13 protein-coding genes are annotated in these 15,181 nt (G+C 70.8%); 4 read left to right on the forward strand and 9 right to left on the reverse strand.

Translation table 11 applies throughout. The annotated features are described in order from the left end of the window. Window positions 1–22: 22 nt before the first annotated feature. Both ACIBQ1_RS48265 and ACIBQ1_RS48270 read right to left on the reverse strand, forming a co-directional pair. The gene (locus tag ACIBQ1_RS48265; protein ID WP_397288334.1) at window positions 23–1,036 is read right to left on the reverse strand and encodes a hypothetical protein; all 1,014 of its coding nucleotides are present in this window, start codon (window positions 1,034–1,036) and stop codon (window positions 23–25) included. A 211-nt stretch (window positions 1,037–1,247) separates the two neighbouring features. Then, window positions 1,248–1,541 (reverse strand): hypothetical protein, encoded by a 294-nt coding sequence (locus tag ACIBQ1_RS48270; protein ID WP_397288336.1) that lies wholly within the window; start codon window positions 1,539–1,541, stop codon window positions 1,248–1,250. 208 nt (window positions 1,542–1,749) lie between these two features. Between ACIBQ1_RS48270 and ACIBQ1_RS48275 the strand changes: the two genes are divergently transcribed. Then, the gene (locus ACIBQ1_RS48275; RefSeq protein WP_397288338.1) at window positions 1,750–2,091 is read left to right on the forward strand and encodes a DUF5713 family protein; all 342 of its coding nucleotides are present in this window, start codon (window positions 1,750–1,752) and stop codon (window positions 2,089–2,091) included. A 13-nt stretch (window positions 2,092–2,104) separates the two neighbouring features. Here the strand turns inward: ACIBQ1_RS48275 and ACIBQ1_RS48280 are convergent, their stop codons facing one another. The 3 genes from ACIBQ1_RS48280 to ACIBQ1_RS48290 all read right to left on the reverse strand — a co-directional run bounded on the left by ACIBQ1_RS48280 (window position 2,105) and on the right by ACIBQ1_RS48290 (window position 4,712). Next, the gene (locus tag ACIBQ1_RS48280) at window positions 2,105–2,260 is read right to left on the reverse strand and encodes a hypothetical protein (protein WP_397288340.1); all 156 of its coding nucleotides are present in this window, start codon (window positions 2,258–2,260) and stop codon (window positions 2,105–2,107) included. Then, window positions 2,257–3,726 carry a hypothetical protein gene (locus ACIBQ1_RS48285; RefSeq protein WP_397288342.1) on the reverse strand — a complete coding sequence of 490 codons (1,470 nt, stop codon included), beginning with the start codon at window positions 3,724–3,726 and terminating at the stop codon, window positions 2,257–2,259. Before ACIBQ1_RS48285 ends, ACIBQ1_RS48280 begins: the two co-directional genes overlap by 4 nt. Before the next feature lie 209 nt (window positions 3,727–3,935). Beyond that, the gene (locus ACIBQ1_RS48290; RefSeq protein WP_397288344.1) at window positions 3,936–4,712 is read right to left on the reverse strand and encodes a phytanoyl-CoA dioxygenase family protein; all 777 of its coding nucleotides are present in this window, start codon (window positions 4,710–4,712) and stop codon (window positions 3,936–3,938) included. Window positions 4,713–4,806: 94 nt separating this feature from the next. Between ACIBQ1_RS48290 and ACIBQ1_RS48295 the strand changes: the two genes are divergently transcribed. Together ACIBQ1_RS48295 and ACIBQ1_RS48300 are read left to right on the forward strand one after the other, a co-directional pair. After that, window positions 4,807–5,667: an AraC family transcriptional regulator gene (locus tag ACIBQ1_RS48295; protein ID WP_397288346.1), complete on the forward strand. Its 861-nt coding sequence runs from the start codon at window positions 4,807–4,809 to the stop codon at window positions 5,665–5,667. 42 nt (window positions 5,668–5,709) lie between these two features. After that, window positions 5,710–6,972: an ABC transporter substrate-binding protein gene (locus ACIBQ1_RS48300; RefSeq protein WP_397288348.1), complete on the forward strand. Its 1,263-nt coding sequence runs from the start codon at window positions 5,710–5,712 to the stop codon at window positions 6,970–6,972. 7 nt (window positions 6,973–6,979) lie between these two features. Here ACIBQ1_RS48300 and ACIBQ1_RS48305 read toward each other — a convergent pair whose 3' ends face one another. After that, window positions 6,980–7,840, reverse strand: coding sequence for a LuxR C-terminal-related transcriptional regulator (locus ACIBQ1_RS48305; RefSeq protein ID WP_397288350.1), 861 nt, complete (start codon window positions 7,838–7,840; stop codon window positions 6,980–6,982). A gap of 85 nt (window positions 7,841–7,925) precedes the next feature. Between ACIBQ1_RS48305 and ACIBQ1_RS48310 the strand changes: the two genes are divergently transcribed. Continuing rightward, on the forward strand, window positions 7,926–9,542 hold the full coding sequence (locus ACIBQ1_RS48310; protein WP_397288352.1) for an AMP-binding protein: 1,617 nt from the start codon (window positions 7,926–7,928) through the stop codon (window positions 9,540–9,542). A gap of 48 nt (window positions 9,543–9,590) precedes the next feature. Here ACIBQ1_RS48310 and ACIBQ1_RS48315 read toward each other — a convergent pair whose 3' ends face one another. Genes ACIBQ1_RS48315 through ACIBQ1_RS48325 form a run of 3 tightly spaced genes read right to left on the reverse strand, consistent with a single transcriptional unit; the run spans window position 9,591 to window position 15,181 of the window. After that, complete coding sequence (locus tag ACIBQ1_RS48315; protein WP_397288354.1) at window positions 9,591–11,336, reverse strand: glycoside hydrolase family 75 protein; 1,746 nt, start codon at window positions 11,334–11,336, stop codon at window positions 9,591–9,593. A 15-nt stretch (window positions 11,337–11,351) separates the two neighbouring features. Then, window positions 11,352–13,052, reverse strand: a complete 1,701-nt coding sequence (locus ACIBQ1_RS48320) for a CBM35 domain-containing protein (RefSeq protein WP_397288356.1) — start codon at window positions 13,050–13,052, stop codon at window positions 11,352–11,354. After that, a complete protein-coding gene (locus tag ACIBQ1_RS48325) occupies window positions 13,049–15,181 on the reverse strand; it encodes a discoidin domain-containing protein (protein ID WP_397288358.1) in 2,133 nt (710 codons plus the stop codon). Before ACIBQ1_RS48325 ends, ACIBQ1_RS48320 begins: the two co-directional genes overlap by 4 nt.

Raw genomic sequence — 15,181 nt, forward strand, 5'->3', positions numbered from 1 at the left:
GCCCGCTCGCGGGTGGCGCGCGTCAGAACTCGATGAATCCGTACAGCGCGAGATGGTTCGACTTCGTGCTGCTCACCGTGTGATCAATGCTCGACGACTGTACGGCTCCCTTGACGAAGAGGTAGTCGATCTTCCTGGAGCCGCTGGTCGCTTTCGCTCCATAGCCGGTCATGCCGAAGCCGCTGAGAGTGGTGGAGGCGATGTTCGCGCGGTTCGCGTCGATCCCGATCACGCGGATCGTGGACGCGTTCATGAGGCTCGTGGCGTCCGCGCCGACATGGATGCCGGAGTTCGCGATGCCCGTGTAGTCATCGCCCGCGCAGGCGTTCGCGCCGTTCTGCTCCGGGAGGTGCATGGTCGCGGCGAAGACCGTCGTCCCCGTTGCCTTGATCGTGAACCTCGCCGCGACAGCGCTCGTGCGCTTCCACTTGTACTGGTTGGTGGTGCCGTCGTCGCTGTTCGGCGGCTTGTAGAGGGTGCATCCGGCCCCGCCGCCGTACGATGTCCCGGGCTTCAACCAGCCCGCGCTCCAGTATTTCGAGACGTCGGCCGCCGCCAGGCTCAGCGTCCTGGTGTTGTAGATGATCCCGTTGGTCTGCTTCTTCTTCAGGTCGCCGAGCGCCTGCTGGCTGCATTTGTGCGTGCTGCCCCACGCCTCGGGGTCGTCCCAGGCCACGAGCGCCTTGTAGGTGCCCGCCGGATATCCGAACATGGCCGAGAGCTGGTCGGCGTACGCCGTGGCCTGTCCGGTGCCTCGTACCTGCTGCACGATCAGGAGATCGGGAGCCTGCACGCCGGAGGTGCCCGTCTTGCCGCTGTCGTCGACCAGCATCGACGCGAGGTGGTCCGGGCCCGAGACCCGGGTGCACGAGCCGTCGGCGTTGTTTCTCACCAGGTTCTCGATGTTGTTGTTGTAGACCCGTAAGACCCGGTCGGTCGCCGCGGTCATGGGCGCCGCTTGCGCGATCGAAGGGGTGGTGAGGGCCGCGGCCAGCGCGAGCGCGAGCGCGCCAGGTGATCGGTAAGGGAATGACATTGTGGCAGAGTAGCCGGGCACCCTCGAATCGCCGCGAAAACACCATAGTTCACAGATCGCCGAAGAACACCCGGTCGCGTGCCTGTTCGACCGCGGCCAGCAGGGCGCCGCGCACCACGGGGCGGTCCGGGATCGTGCTCGCCTCCACCCGGGGCCGCGCCAGGCACATGCGGGCGACAGCCCGCTGAACGCGACCGGCGAGCGCGTCGCCTCAGGCGGAACCGACGTGGCTGCCCAGCACGACCGGCTCGGGATCGAGGACGGCGCAGATGGACGCGACCCCCAAGGCGATCCGCCGGGCCGGCTCGTCCAGGAAGGCCATCTCCGCGGCCACCTCTCTCGCCGCCCTCGCCACGCTCCGCGCGGCGTCCTCGGCCGCGATCTGGTGCGTCTCGGCGAGTTCCTGCACCGCCCGCCAGTCCGCCAGAGCCTGGAAGGCGGCGTCCACCTCGTGGCGGCCGCGGTCGAACCCGCCGTCGCTCACCGCCGCGCCGGGAACGGGCATCCCGCCGAGCTCACCTGCGCCCGGGTCAGCGCTCCCGACGAGCCCAGCGACTCCAGCGCAGCGCGGTCGTTCAGCTCACGTAACAGACGCGGACGCCCAGGCTTCGCGTTCACGCGATCAATCCTGGCCCACGCGGCGCCGGGCGGGTGGTTGTCGGTGGGATCGGGCAGTATCGGCAGCACCGGGTCACGGCGAGAAGGAGATCAGGGTGCCCCCCACCAACCAGCGGACAGCCGGCCACGCCTTCCTCAAGGGCATGTACGGGGACGGCTACTACCCCCGCCATCTCGTCGACAAGGGCACAGAGATCCTGCTGCGCCTGTGCGAGCGGATCGAGTCCGAGCGCCCGTCGGACCTCGCGGCGCTCTACGCCTTCACGCAGGCGGCGACGGACGAGTTCAACGAGTTGGCGGTCGAGTTCCTGGCGGCGGGCAGCCAGATGGAGACCGTGGCGCGCGAGGTGATCGCCGAGGACTTCTGGTTCGTGGCGACGGCCTACGGGTTCGCGGACGCGGACATGGAAGAGCTGATCGAGACCCGCGACTGGTGACGGACACCGCGGCTCAGGGGCAGATGACCCGGTAGGGCTCGTCGGGGAGGTAGCGGTCCCCTTGGTCGCCGTGCGGGAGACCGCCGAGGCGCACGGCGGCGCGGTCCGCGCCGAACCCCTCGCCCCGGGTGTCCGCCTCGTCCTGTCCCTCCCCTCGCCACCTGTTCATCCGGCACTCGGCCGGCCGCCCTCCTCGGGATGCGGATAGTACGCGTGCCACCTGCCCGGGTGCGCTCCCGGCAGGCGGGCCCGGACCCAGGACCGGAGGAACGGCGCCGGGGTCGGGTGGCCGCGGTTGACGGCGACCACGTGCTTCCCCGCGGCCAGGGCGCCGCGGACCGCGCCGGGCGGCTGCGCCTCCTGGGGCCAGCGCAGCACCGCGTGGGCCTCGCAGCCCGTCCGGTAGGCGATCATCGCCGCGTGCTCCCCGTACACCAGGCAGGGCGGCTGGACGCGGAGCGCCCGGGCCACCTCGGCGTCGGCCTCGCGCTTGGACAGCCGCCACCCGGCGATCTTCTCGAGCGTGATCCCTTGCAGGGTGAACTGGGCCAGAACGCCCGCCGCCACCAGGCCCCAGCCGGCGCGGCGGGCCGGCCCGCGCCGCCCGTCCAGCAGGAAGACGGCGCCGTGCGCGAGCGGGAACGCCAGCAGCGCGTACGTGGGCAGCAGGAAGCGGGGCGCCGCGTAGCCGACCAGGAAGGCGTACGGCACGGCCATCAGCAGGCCGGCGGCGGCAGGCAGCGCGCATTCGGCCAGGCGGCCCCGGCGGTGGGCGGCGTACAGGCCGAGCAGGGCGAGGAGGGGGATGGCGCTCCACCACAGCAGCCAGGACAGCGAGACGGGCCCGCAGTGCGCGGGAGGGCGGCAGAGCAGCGGGCCGTTGAGCGCACGGGCGTGCTCTGGCAGCGAGAAGTGCAGCCCGGTCTCGTTCGCCGCCCCCGCGGCGTGCCAGCGGGCGGCCGGCCCGTCGAAGCGTACGTACGCCTCGACGATCCAGTCGGCCCAGCCCGCGGCCAGCCCCGCGTTCACGGCGAGCCCGGCCCGCCACCGCCTGGCCAGGACCGCCGCCAGGGCGAGCGCGAGGGCCAGCCAGACGCTGTCCGGCGGGCGCAGCACGGCCACCGCCGCCACGCTCGCGCCCAGCCCGGCCGCCGGGCCCCAGCCGCCGCCCGGCCGCAGGCAGCGCAGGAGGCAGCCCGTGGCGGCCACCGCGCCGAAGGCCACCCACAGGTTCGGCATGACCTGGCCGCCGTAGAACAGCGACAGCCACAGCGACGCGAACAGCAGCGCGGCGAGCGGCACCACCGGCCCCGGGCACACCCGGCGCCACGTCCCGAACGACGCGTAGAGCGCCAGGGCCGACAGCAGGCACAGGTAGACCCGCAGCGCCTCCGTGGAGGACGTGATCGCCACCAAGGGGCCGACGATCAGGGTGATCCCCCTGGCCCGCGGCGCGATGAACTCGGTGGCCGGCACGCGGGGATCGACCTGGCTGACGTAGACGACCTCGTCCCACCCGAGCCCCATGCCGGGGGTGACCACGATCAGCTGGGCGACCCCGTAGCAGGCGGCCACCAGAACCAGCAGCGCCCGCCATGGATCGGCGCGCAGCCATGAGCGAAGCGAAGATCCCACGGGCCTCTTCCTAGTGCAGGCCGCCCGGCCTCGTCTCCCGGACAGGGCCGCGACTTGCCTGAAGGAATGCCCAGCCATGAGCTCCTGCCGGGCGGGACGAGGTCGCCGAGGGAGAGCGCCGGCCAGAGCTGGAGCCGGTGCCATGGGCCGGTAAGGGGGGCGGCCCGAGGCCTGGACGCGTGGCTGACCATGCTCGACGGGGACGTCGTCTACCGCGCGTGATGACCCGCTCCGGCGAACGGCATGTGCTCGCCCTCCACGTACGCGGGAAACGGCTGGTAGACGTTCACGCCCGGGTCCCCGCGGAACAGCAGGGCCGACACGAACGGCTGCTCCTCGCTGGTGATCCGCGTCGAGGTCGGGATGTAGCGGATGGTCAGGCCGCAGCGCCGGCGCGGCGAGGTGTTGGCGTTGGAGGCGTGCAGGATGTTGGGGTGGTGGACCTCCACGTCGCCGCGCGCGAGGACCAGGTCCACGGCCTGCGACTCGTCCACCGTCACCGCGCTCTCCGAGCCGAGCACGTTGTCGATGTCGTCGCGCCGCCGCAGCTCGTGCAGGTCCTGCCGGTGCGAGCCGGGGATCACGCGCAGGCAGCCGTTCTCCGTGGTGGCCTCGTCCACGGCCAGCCAGAGCGTGACGACGCGCATCGGCTCCAGCGGCCAGTACGCGCCGTCCTGGTGCCACAGGACCGGCTTGCCGGAGAACGGCGGCTTGCTGATGTAGTGCGAGGCGAACAGCGCGACGTCGGGGCCGACGAAGAGCTCGGCGATGTCCAGCAGCCGGTCGTCCCCGACCAGCCGCACCCAGAACGGGTCGCGGGCGACCAGCTCGGTGCCCAGGTCCTCGCCGTTCAGGTCGGGGTGCCTGGCCTGGAGCCAGGCGACGTGGTCGCTCGCCTCGGCGATCAGGTCGCGGTCGAGGACGTCGCGGAAGATCGTGTAGCCGTCGCGGTCGTAGTCCTGAAGGGTCCGGTCGACTCTCACCATGCGCTCCTTGTAGGGGTGGGCGTCACTCGGATTCTTCGGTCTTCGCGGGACGGGTTACTAGTAATCGCCGCCCCACAAGTATTAATTTCCTGACATGCCGACCGTCCTGCGCTGGGCCGAGTTCGCGGCCGGCCTGCCGTACCACGCGGCCCTGGTGCCGGTGAAGGGCGGCCGAAGGGACCGGCCGGAGCCGCACTCCCACGCCGACTTCCACGAGCTGGTCCTCGTGACCGCCGGGGCGGGCGCGCAGCGCGTGGGCGAGGCGGAGCTGCCGCTGCGCGCGGGCGACCTGGTGCTGGTACGGCCGCACGACCGGCACGAGTTCGCCTCGGACGACGGCATGCGCTTCGTCAACATCGCCTTCCCGAGCGAGCGCTGGCGGGCTTTCGCCGACCTGGCCGGGCTGGCGGGACCGGCGGACTGGGACCGCCGCGAGCTCCCGCTGTCGGCCCGCGCCGACCTGGACGGGCCGGTGGCGGCCGGGTTCGGCCGCGTGCTGGCCGCCTATTCCGGCGTGCCCCGCGTGCTCGACCTGGTCGGGCTGCTGACGGCGGTCGTCCCGCTGCTGGAGGCCGCCGACGGGACGGCCGTGGACCGGCGGCCCGGCTGGCTGGTGTCGGCCTGCCTCGCGATGCGGCGCGAGGAGAACCTGCGCGAGGGCCTGCCCCGGCTGCAGGCCCTGGCCGCGGTCAGCCCCGGACATCTGGCCCGCTCGATGCGCCGGCATTACGGGTGCACGCCGGTCGGGTTCGTGGCCGGGCGGCGGCTGGAGCACGCCGCCCTGCTGCTGACCACGACGACGGAGGGCATCGGCCGGATCGCCCAGCGCTGCGGCTTCTCCGGCCAGTCGTATTTCGGCCGGCTCTTCCAGGAGCGGTACGGCCTGGCCCCGCGATGTTACCGGGAGGTTACGCGGCGAGCGGTCGTCCCTATGGACAGCCAAGATATCAAGTGATTAGATGACTTAATCCCCCCAAGATCGAAGAGGAGGCCGGGCATGATCCGGTCACTTGGTGTCGCCGCCGTCATCTGCCTCGCTCTCAGCGCCTGCTCCTCCGGCGGGTCCGCGCCCCAGCAGGCGGCCGGCAAGACGGAGCTGAAGCTCTACAACGACAAGGGCGCCTGGAGCAAATACTTCGACGAGATGGGCAGCCTGTCCAAGCAGCAGATCGGCCTGTCCATGAAGCCGGTCGGCTACACCGACGAACCGACGTACCAGGCGTTCATCAAGGCGTCCTTCCGCACGGACGTGAAGCCCGACCTGTTCACGTGGACGACGGGCGGGCGGCTGGCGGAGATCGTCGCGCAGAAGCAGGTCTCGGACACCACCGCCATCTGGCAGGAGGCGATCAAGAGCGGCGACCTGTCGGCGGACCTGGCCAAGTACTACACGGTGAACGGCAAGCAGTACTGCGTGCCGCTGAACGCCGCGTACTGGGGCATGTTCTACAACAAGAGCGTCTTCGACAAATACCAGCTCAAGCCCCCGACGACGTGGGACGAGCTGATCAAGGTCGCCGACACCCTCAAGAAGAACGGCGTGACCGCCTTCTACCACACGTCGGTGCTGTTCTCCTTCGTCTGGTTCGAGCAGCTCCTGGCCGGCACCGACCCCGACCTCTACGACCGGCTCGCGACAGGCCAGGCCAAGTACACCGACCCCGGCGTGGTCGACGTCATGAAGCGGTGGAAGTCGATGATCGACGCCGGGTACTTCAACAACCCCGGTGACAAGACCGACCCGGGCGACGTGCTCAAGACCGGCAAGGCCGCGATGGTCTCGTTCGGCACGTGGTTCAACACGAGCATGACGCAGCGCGACATGAAGGCGGGCACCGACTACGGCTTCTTCGTCATCCCGAACGTCAACCCCGCGCTCCCCAAGACGTCGATGATCTTCGAGAGCGGCCCGCTCTGCTCGCTGGCCAAGGCGCCCGATCCCGGCGCGAGCACGAAGTACCTCAAGTGGTGGGTGGGGGCCTCCGCCCAGGAGAAGTGGGCCACGGCCAGGGGCGATGTCTCGGCCAACCCCAAGGTCGCCATCGCCGACCAGGCCATCGCCGAGGTCAGCAAGGCGGCAGGCAGCGGTGAGTACCGCCTGGTGAACCGCTACTTCGAGGCCACCCCGCCCCCGGTGCTCACCGCCGCGCTGGACGGCTTCGGCGCCTTCGTCGTCAAGCCGGACAGCTACCAGAAGGTCCTGACCGACATCCAGGCGGCCGCCGACGAATACTGGAGCACTCGCCCTCAGGGGAGCTGACCCCGGGTCAGGGCAGGAAGCCGCGGTGGCGGGCGGCGACGACCGTCTCCATGCGGGTGTGCGTCCCCAGCTTGCGCATCGCGTTGCGCAGGTAGCTCTTGACCGTCTCGGGCCGGATCCCGAGCCTGACCCCGGTCTCCGCGTTGCCGCAGCCCATGGCGACCAGGGCGAGGACGTCGAGCTCGCGCGGCGACAGCGGGCTCGGCTGCTCCGGGGGCCGGCCGTTCGGGCGGGCCAGGCGGTCGCACACGTCCTGCAGGCGGGCCCGGATCCCGGCGTCGGCGACGTCCTGGGTGATGGCCCTGAGCTGGGCGTGCGCCTGGCGGACCGCCTCCCACTCGGCGGCGGTCGGCGACTCGCGGGCGGCCCGGGTGATCGCCGCCGTCTCCATCTCGGCCAGCCGCCGCTCCACCTCCCGCCGGACGGTCAGCTCGAAGCCCACCCGCCCGGCGACCTGGGTCATGGCCTCCACCACGCGGTCGCTGATCGACAGGGGCTCGCGGATCCCGCCGTACAGGACCCCGCACACCCCGCCGTCCACCGTGACCGGCACGGCCGCGATGGCCCGCAGCCCTTCGGCGGTCACGGGCTTGTCGTACTCGTGGCTGATGCGCGGGTCGGCGGCGTAGTCGTCGACGCTGCCGGGGCGCGCGGTGGTGATCACCCGGCCGCCGAGCCCGTTGCCCGCGCTGACGACCAGGCCGCGCAGCGCGCCGGTCAGGGTGCCGCTGAACTCCGTGAGCGTGACGCCGAGCGAGCGGGCCCCCACCGCACCGCCGAACACGACCGGCAGCCCCGTCACACGGCGTAGGCGGCCGACGGCGGTTCGGAACGCCTCACGGTCGGCGGGCGCGTATGGTGCGGCCATGACACCAGGATGGACGAGGCCCGTAGCCGAGAGCCACCCCCGAAAGGGGGTGGCGCCGGACCGGGTACGGAGGAATTCTCCGGTCATGGCTGATGCATTGCTCTCGTACGCCTCGGGCGTGTCCGAGGTCCCCCTGCTGGGCGAGACGATCGGGGAGAACTTCGAGCGCGCCGTGGCGCGGTTCGGCGAGCGCGAGGCACTGGTGGACGTGGCCTCCGGGCGCCGCTGGACCTACGCGGAGCTCGACGCCGCCGTGAACGAGGTGGCGCTCGGCCTGCTGGCCCGCGGCATCGCCAAGGGCGACCGGGTCGGCATCTGGTCGCCCAACTGCGCCGAGTGGGTGCTCGTCCAGTACGCCACCGCCAAGATCGGCGCGATCCTGGTCAACGTCAACCCCGCGTACCGGGCCCACGAGCTGGCCTACGTCGTGAAGCAGTCGGGCATGCGGCTGCTCGTCAGCGCGGTCGCGCACAAGACCAGCGACTACCGGGCGATGATCGGCGAGATCGGGTTCGCGGACGCGGTGTTCATCGGGGAGCCCGGCTGGGACGAGCTGGTCGAAAGCGGCAGGCGCGCCGACCCGGCCCTGCTGGCGGAGCGGGCGGCGTGGCTGACGTTCGACGACCCGATCAACATCCAGTACACGTCGGGCACCACCGGCTTCCCCAAGGGCGCCACGCTGTCCCACCACAACATCCTCAACAACGGCTACTTCGTCGGCGAGCTGGTCGGCTACACGGAGGCCGACCGGGTGTGCCTGCCGGTGCCGCTTTACCACTGTTTCGGGATGGTCATGGGCAACCTCGGCGCGACCTCCCACGGCTCGTGCGTCGTGCTGCCCTCGCCGGGGTTCGACCCGGAGGCGACGCTGCGCGCCGTGCAGGCGGAGGGATGCACGTCCCTGTACGGGGTGCCGACGATGTTCATCGCCGAGCTGGCCCTGCTGTCCGAGTCCGGAAATTTCGATCTTTCGACGCTCAGAACGGGGATCATGGCCGGCTCCCCGTGCCCGGTCGAGGTCATGAAACGCGTCGTCAGCGAGATGAACATGACCGAGGTCGCCATCTGCTACGGCATGACCGAGACCTCCCCCGTCTCCACGATGACCCGGCGGGACGACGGCCTGGCCCGCCGCACCGAGACCGTCGGCCGCGTCATGCCGCACATCGAGGTCAAGGTCGTCGACCCGGAGACCCGGCTGGCGCTCCCCCGCGGCGTGCCGGGCGAGCTGTGCACCCGCGGCTACTCGGTCATGCTCGGCTACTGGGCCCAGCCCGACGCCACCGCCGAGGCCATCGACGCCGCCCGCTGGATGCGCACCGGCGACCTGGCCACCATGGACGCCGACGGCTACGTCAACATCGTCGGCCGCATCAAGGACATGGTCATCCGCGGCGGCGAGAACATCTATCCCCGTGAGATCGAGGAGTTCCTCTACGGCCACCCGGACGTCAGCGACGTGCAGGTGATCGGCGTGCCCGACGAGAAGTACGGGGAGGAGCTGATGGCCTGGATCGTCATGCGGCCGGGCGCCGAGCCGCTGACGGCCGAGCGGGTCAGGGAGTTCTGCCTGGACCGCCTGGCGCACTACAAGATCCCCCGGTACGTGCACGTGGTGGACGCGTTCCCCATGACGGTCACCGGCAAGATCCGCAAGGTGGAGATGCGCGAGCGGGCCGCCGGCATCCTCGGCCGCTCATGAGATCCCTGGTGCGGCGCCGCACGGGCGCGGCGCCGCACCAGGGGCGCGTCAGTTCTGGTCGAGGAAGCGCTGGGCCAGCGTGCGGCCCAGGTTGACCGCCTGGGTGTGGTTCTCGACGGTCCCGACCTTGGTGCCGGAGCCGGTGAAGACGATGTACGTGACGCCGGTGTCCGTGCCGCCGTTGCTCGGGTCGGGGTTGATGCCGAGGTCGGCGGCCGTCCGGTAGGACGCCTCGCCGATGATCCCGCTCGGCCCCGTGTCACCCATCACGGCGTACTCCACCTGCCCGTTGTAGACGATCGCCACCACCGTGCCGCAGCCGATGCCCTTCGTCCGGTAGTCCCAGACGGAGCTGGGGCTCGGCACCACCATGTACGCGAGCTGCGCCGCGTTGAGCGGCGAGTCCCCGCTGGTGTGGCAGAACGTGTCCGGCTGGAAGCAGCAGTCGGTGTCCTCGTTGCACTGCGACGTGCGCACCCCGTCGCAGTCGATGTCCATGTCTCCCTTCCAGAACACGGCCCCGGTCTTCTCGCACACCGCGACCGTCGCCGAGCTCACGTCGGAGTCCGTCTTGTACTTGCCGTTGGAGATCTGGCTGCACGCGGTCACCTTCGCGAGGAGCTGGTCGGCCGTCGGCCCGGTGCCACCGCCGCCGGTCGTGCCGGTGGCCGCGGCGCTGTGCCCGGACTCGTTGCCCGCCGCGTCGATCGCGGTGACCGTGTACGCGTGCGTGGACCCGGCGGTGAGCCCGCCGATCGTGGCGCCGGCCGTCGGCGTGGTCGTGACCACGGTCGTCCCCTCGTAGACGCGGTAGCCGGTGACGGCCACGTTGTCGGCGGAGTCCGTCCAGGCCAGCGTGATGCTGGAGGCCGAGGTGCCGGTGACGCGGACGTCCGCGGGCACGGTCGGCGCCTGCCCGTCGGGCCCCCCGGAGCCGCTGACCGAGAGCCGGTCCACGTTGGGGCCGCCGTTGGCGGTGGTGCCGGTCGCGCGGACGGTGTTGACGCCGGCGTTCAGCGAGACCGTCAGCGCGGCGTCCGCCCAGGTGTCCCAGTTTCCGGTGCCGGGGAAGTCGCGGGTCTGGACGGTGGCGCCGTTCACCGCGACGGCCATCGGCCGGTTGACGGTCGTGCCGTTGGCGTACCTCAGCGTGAGGGTGTGCGTGCCGGCCTCGGCCACGTTGACGGACCACTCGATGTAGCCGCCCGCGGCGTTGACGTAGTCGACGAAGCCGGAGCCGGTGTAGCCGGTGTGGTTGGTCGCCACCGAGGCCTGCGACAGCGTGGCGGCCTCCGCCTGGTACTCGGTCGCGGGCACGTCGGCCATGGTGGCTTCGAGGTAGTCGAGGTTGGGGTTGCCGCCCGAGCCCGTCGAGGTGATCCGGATCTTGTTGTCGCCCGCGGCGAGCGTGGCGGTCAGGGTGGAGGTGGTCCACGTGGTCCAGGCCCCCGTGGGGCCGAACGTGCGCCCGGCCGAGACGACTGTGCCGTTGACCGCGACGTCGGTGGTGCGGGTCGTGGTGGTGCCGTTGGCGTAGCGGATGGCGAGCGTGGCGGTGCCGGCCGCGGGCGCGTTCACCGTCCACTCGGTGTACGGGCCCGCCGCGTTGTCGCTGTTGACGAAGCCGGTGCCGGAGAACCCGGCGTGGTTGGACTCGGCGGCGCCCTGGACGTTGGTGGCGTTCTCGGCCTCGTACCGCACCGTAGCGGCGCGGGCGGGTAACGCGACCAGGCCGGTGAGGGCCAGGCAGGAGACGGCCAGGATGACCAGGCGGCGTAAGCGTGGGGGATGCACGGGCGTCCCTTCCGATCAGAAGACGTCGAGAAAGTCGACGTTGGGTCCGCCGTTGGCGGTGGTGCCCGTCAGGCGGACGGTGTTGGCCCCGGCGTTCAGCGAGACCGTGAACGTGGAGTCCGCCCAGGCGTCCCAGTTTCCGGTGCCGGGGAAGTCGCGGGTCTGGGCGACGGCGCCGTTGACCGCGACGGCCATCGGCCGGTTCACCGAGGTGCCGTTGGCGTAGCGGATGGTGACGGTGCGCGAGCCGGCCTCGGCGGCGTTCACGGTGAACTCCACGTACGAGCCGGTCACGTTGTCGGCGTTGACGAACCCGGTGCCGGAGTAGCCGGCGTGGTTCGACTCGGCGGCGCCCTGCGAGATCGTCGCGTTCTCGGCCTCGTATCGGATCGCGGAGGCGGCCGGCCTGGCGCGGATGAGGCGGGTCTCACCGGGGCGCAGGGTGGCGCTGTAGGAGGAGCTGACGGTGCCCTCCGAGGCTCCCGACCACAGGTTCGTGACGGCGGCCGGGCCGGTGAAGCCGACTTGCGACCAGGTGACGCTCACCGTGGAGTTGCCCGACGTGCCGGTGTTGTAGAGCGCGACGACGTAGTCGCCGTTGGCCTCGCGCTTGCGCCACACCTGCTTGACGCCGCTGTTGACGATGCGGTCGGCGGCCACGCCGTCCTGGTCGACCGCGATGAGCCGGTCGTTCTTCAGCATCGCCAGGTCGACCGAGGTGAGCGCGGTCAGGTCGGTGCCGAGCAGCAGCGGACTGGCGGCCATCGCCCAGTGCGTCATGTGCGAGCGGCGCTGGTCGGCGGTGAGCCCGACCTGGTCGCCGTTGCCGATCTGCAGCGAGTCGTAGTCGTTCCAGCCGCCGGGGCCGGCGTACTGCTGCCAGGAGGCGGCCGAGGTGAACCGGCTGACGACGTGCGACCAGTCGGTGAGCGGGTAGCCGCTGCCGTTCGGGCCGGGGCCGCAGTAGCACTCGACGTCGCCCTGGGTGCGCCAGCTGTTGGCCAGCCGCTTCCAGGTGGTGGCCTGGGCGATCGGCAGGTTGTTGGAGAGCGCGAAGTTGATCGGCCGGCCCGTCTGGCGCAGCGCCTTGTCCCACGCCTCCACGTCCGCGACCGTGGAGGCGTCCGCGCCGTCGATCTTGAGGTAGTCCACGCCCCACGAGGCCATCTGGTCGGCCCACGAGTTGATGAACGCCTGCGCGCCCGGGTGGGAGTACTTGAGCCGGTACATGTTCTTGCAGTTGTAGTTCTTGTGGGTCTGCGAGGTGTCCGCGATGTCCTGCGCGTGGTACGACGTGCCCTCGATCGGCTTGTTGGCCGTGACGGCGTTCTTCGCGATGCCCGGGGTGACGTAGAAGCCGAACTTCAGCCCCTTGGCGTGCACGTAGTCGGCCAGCGCCTTGATCCCGGACGGGAACTTGGCGGTGTCGACCGCCCAGCGGCCGTAGTCGTCGACGACGAAGCCGTTGGAGTCGCACTTCTGATAGAAGTCGTCGAGGTTGATGTAGACGAACCCCTTGTCCGCCAGGCCGCTGCTGACCAGGGCGTCCGCCTGGGCCTTCATCTTGGTCTCGTCGGGCCAGCGGCGGACGAAGCTCCAGCTGCTCCAGCCCATCGCGGGCCTGATCGACAGCCCGTTGTCCGAGGCGGCGGCCGGGGCCGCGGGCAGGGTCAGGCACGTGGCGACCAGCGCCAGTGCCGCGAGTAACGCTTTCATGAGGCGCCTCCCGTCGTGACGTCGATGCGGTCGAGGTTCGGGTTGCCGCCGTCGGTCGTCGCGGTCACCCGCAGCGTGTTGGCCCCGGCGTTGAGCGGGACGGTGAACGTGTCGCTCGCCCAGGTGGTCCAAGCGCCGGTGCCGGGGTAGTCGCGCGTCTGCGCGGCGCCGCCGTTCACGGTGACGGCCGCCGGGCGGGCGGTCGTGGTGCCGTTGGCGTAGCGCAGGGCGATCGTGGCGGTCCCGGCGGCAGGCGCGTTGATCGTCCATTCGGTGTAGGAGCCGGTGACGTTGTCGCCGTTGACGAAGCCGGTGCCGGAGTAGCCGGCGTGGTTGGACTCGACGGCGCCCTGGGAGACCGTCGCGTTCTCGGCCTCGTAGCGGGCTCCGGTGGAGCCGTCGCCGCCCGCGTACTGGCCGCCGACCCATGCCTCGTCCACCCGCCAGCGGGCGACGCCGTGGTGCCCGGTCTTGGAGAGCCGGACGTAGCGGGCGGTGACCCCGTTCAGGTCGATGAACTGCACGCCGCGCGCGTTCGGCACGGTCCCGGTCTTGACCGCGCTCCCCCAGGTCGAGCCGTCGTTGCTGACGTGCACCTGGTAGCCGGAGATCCGCGCCGAGCCGGACGACGGGTAGACGGTGGAGTCCTCCCGCTGGTTGAGCGCCAGGTACTGGATCGGCTTGGCCGCGCCCAGGTCGAAGGTGAGCCGCGCGGGCTCGGCGGCGTCGCTGTCCCAGTAGGTCAGGTAGTTCCCGTCGCCGGCCGCCGCCGCGCCGTGGCCGCTGGTGGACGAGCTCGCCGACAGCGTGACGCCGGTGTGGATGCCCTGGCGGCCGCCGGTGACGACCTTGAAGACGGTGTCGTACTGGTCCCAGGCGGAGATCCCGCTGAGCGTCAGCGTGCCGCCCGACTGCGTGAACGCGACCGGCGCGCCCGTGCGCAGGTTCGTCACCGAGCTGACGCGGTAGCCGTTGTCGCGCAGCGACAGCGTGCTGCCGGACGGCGGCGTGATCACGTGGATGTAGTGCCGGTCGGGGTCGTTCCTGGCGACGGTGGTCACGCCGTGCGCGCCGTTGTTCCAGAAGCCCGGCTTGAGCCCGCCGAACATGTAACCGCCGCCTTCGGTGCCGCCGAGCGACTCCCAGATCTCCTCCAGGTACGTGTTCGCGAAGTTGTTGAAGCTGACCTGCTGGGCGGGGAACTTGCCGTTGACCATGGGTGTCTCGGCCATCAGCGCCTTGACCGACGATCCCGCGTTCGTGATGAGCCGGCCGAGCGTGAGCTTGCGGTCCACGGCCTGGTCGGAGCCGCCGTACCACCAGGGGCCGCCGGTGGGCAGCTTGAAGTCGGCCTCGATCAGCCGGGGAAGCGCCGTGTAGACCGCCTGCGGGTAGTCGTACGACGGCGTCATGCCGGTCTTCTGCTCGTTGCTGATCATGTCCATGATCGGCGTGTCTTCGTTGTTGTTCGAGATCGTCATGTCGGGGCGCTGCTGGTAGATCTTGGCGTAGAGGTCGTTGCGCTCCCAGTAGGCGTTGTCGTTGTCGATCCAGAACCCGGCGAGCTTGGGATAGCGCTGCATCTGCTCGAAGAACTGCAGGTAGCTGAACTCACCGAACCCGTCGCGGGTGGTCAGGTCCACGTCGTGGCCGACGTAGCCGGAGAAGGCCGAGGAGTTGAGCCACGACCCCGACGACAGTCCCTCGTTGTGCCACTGCGGGTCGTCGGTCATGTAGTGGATGACCTTCAGGCCCTGCGCGTCGGCGGCGTCGATCAGCTCGCCGAGGAAGTCCCGCGTGGTGCGGCAGGAGCCCGGGATCGCCGACGGGTACGGCCGGGCGTAGCCGAGCCGGCTGTGGAAGGTGGCCAGCACGATGTACTGGGCGTGCAGCTTCTTGGCCTCGTTCACCCAGTAGGAGGCGCTCCAGCCGCCGTTGGTGACGTCGGCCTCCCACGCGCTGCAACTGGTGTGCTGCGGCGAGGTCCGCTCGCCCCAGTGCAGGAAGAGGCCGGAGATCGAGTTGCGCAGGAACGCCTGGCGCGGGTGTTGCAGGTCGGCCCGCGCCGGGAGGGCGGTGATCAGGCCGAGCAGGAGCGCGAAGACGGCGAGCGTCGCCGTGCGTCTCAT

It is taken from the genome of Nonomuraea sp. NPDC050153, assembly GCF_044460125.1.
In the GTDB taxonomy this organism is placed as follows: Bacteria; Actinomycetota; Actinomycetes; order Streptosporangiales; family Streptosporangiaceae; genus Nonomuraea.

Excerpts from the sequence above, each read along its gene's own strand:
- ACIBQ1_RS48265 (WP_397288334.1), bottom strand. The coding sequence starts at position 1,036 with ATGTCATTCCCTTACCGATCACCTGGCGCGCTCGCGCTCGCGCTGGCC.
- ACIBQ1_RS48270 (WP_397288336.1), bottom strand. The coding sequence starts at position 1,541 with ATGCCCGTTCCCGGCGCGGCGGTGAGCGACGGCGGGTTCGACCGCGGC.
- ACIBQ1_RS48280 (WP_397288340.1), bottom strand. The coding sequence starts at position 2,260 with ATGAACAGGTGGCGAGGGGAGGGACAGGACGAGGCGGACACCCGGGGC.
- ACIBQ1_RS48290 (WP_397288344.1), bottom strand. The coding sequence starts at position 4,712 with ATGGTGAGAGTCGACCGGACCCTTCAGGACTACGACCGCGACGGCTAC.
- ACIBQ1_RS48295 (WP_397288346.1), top strand. The coding sequence starts at position 4,807 with ATGCCGACCGTCCTGCGCTGGGCCGAGTTCGCGGCCGGCCTGCCGTAC.
- ACIBQ1_RS48300 (WP_397288348.1), top strand. The coding sequence starts at position 5,710 with ATGATCCGGTCACTTGGTGTCGCCGCCGTCATCTGCCTCGCTCTCAGC.
- ACIBQ1_RS48305 (WP_397288350.1), bottom strand. The coding sequence starts at position 7,840 with ATGGCCGCACCATACGCGCCCGCCGACCGTGAGGCGTTCCGAACCGCC.
- ACIBQ1_RS48310 (WP_397288352.1), top strand. The coding sequence starts at position 7,926 with ATGGCTGATGCATTGCTCTCGTACGCCTCGGGCGTGTCCGAGGTCCCC.
- ACIBQ1_RS48320 (WP_397288356.1), bottom strand. The coding sequence starts at position 13,052 with ATGAAAGCGTTACTCGCGGCACTGGCGCTGGTCGCCACGTGCCTGACC.
- ACIBQ1_RS48325 (WP_397288358.1), bottom strand. The coding sequence starts at position 15,181 with ATGAGACGCACGGCGACGCTCGCCGTCTTCGCGCTCCTGCTCGGCCTG.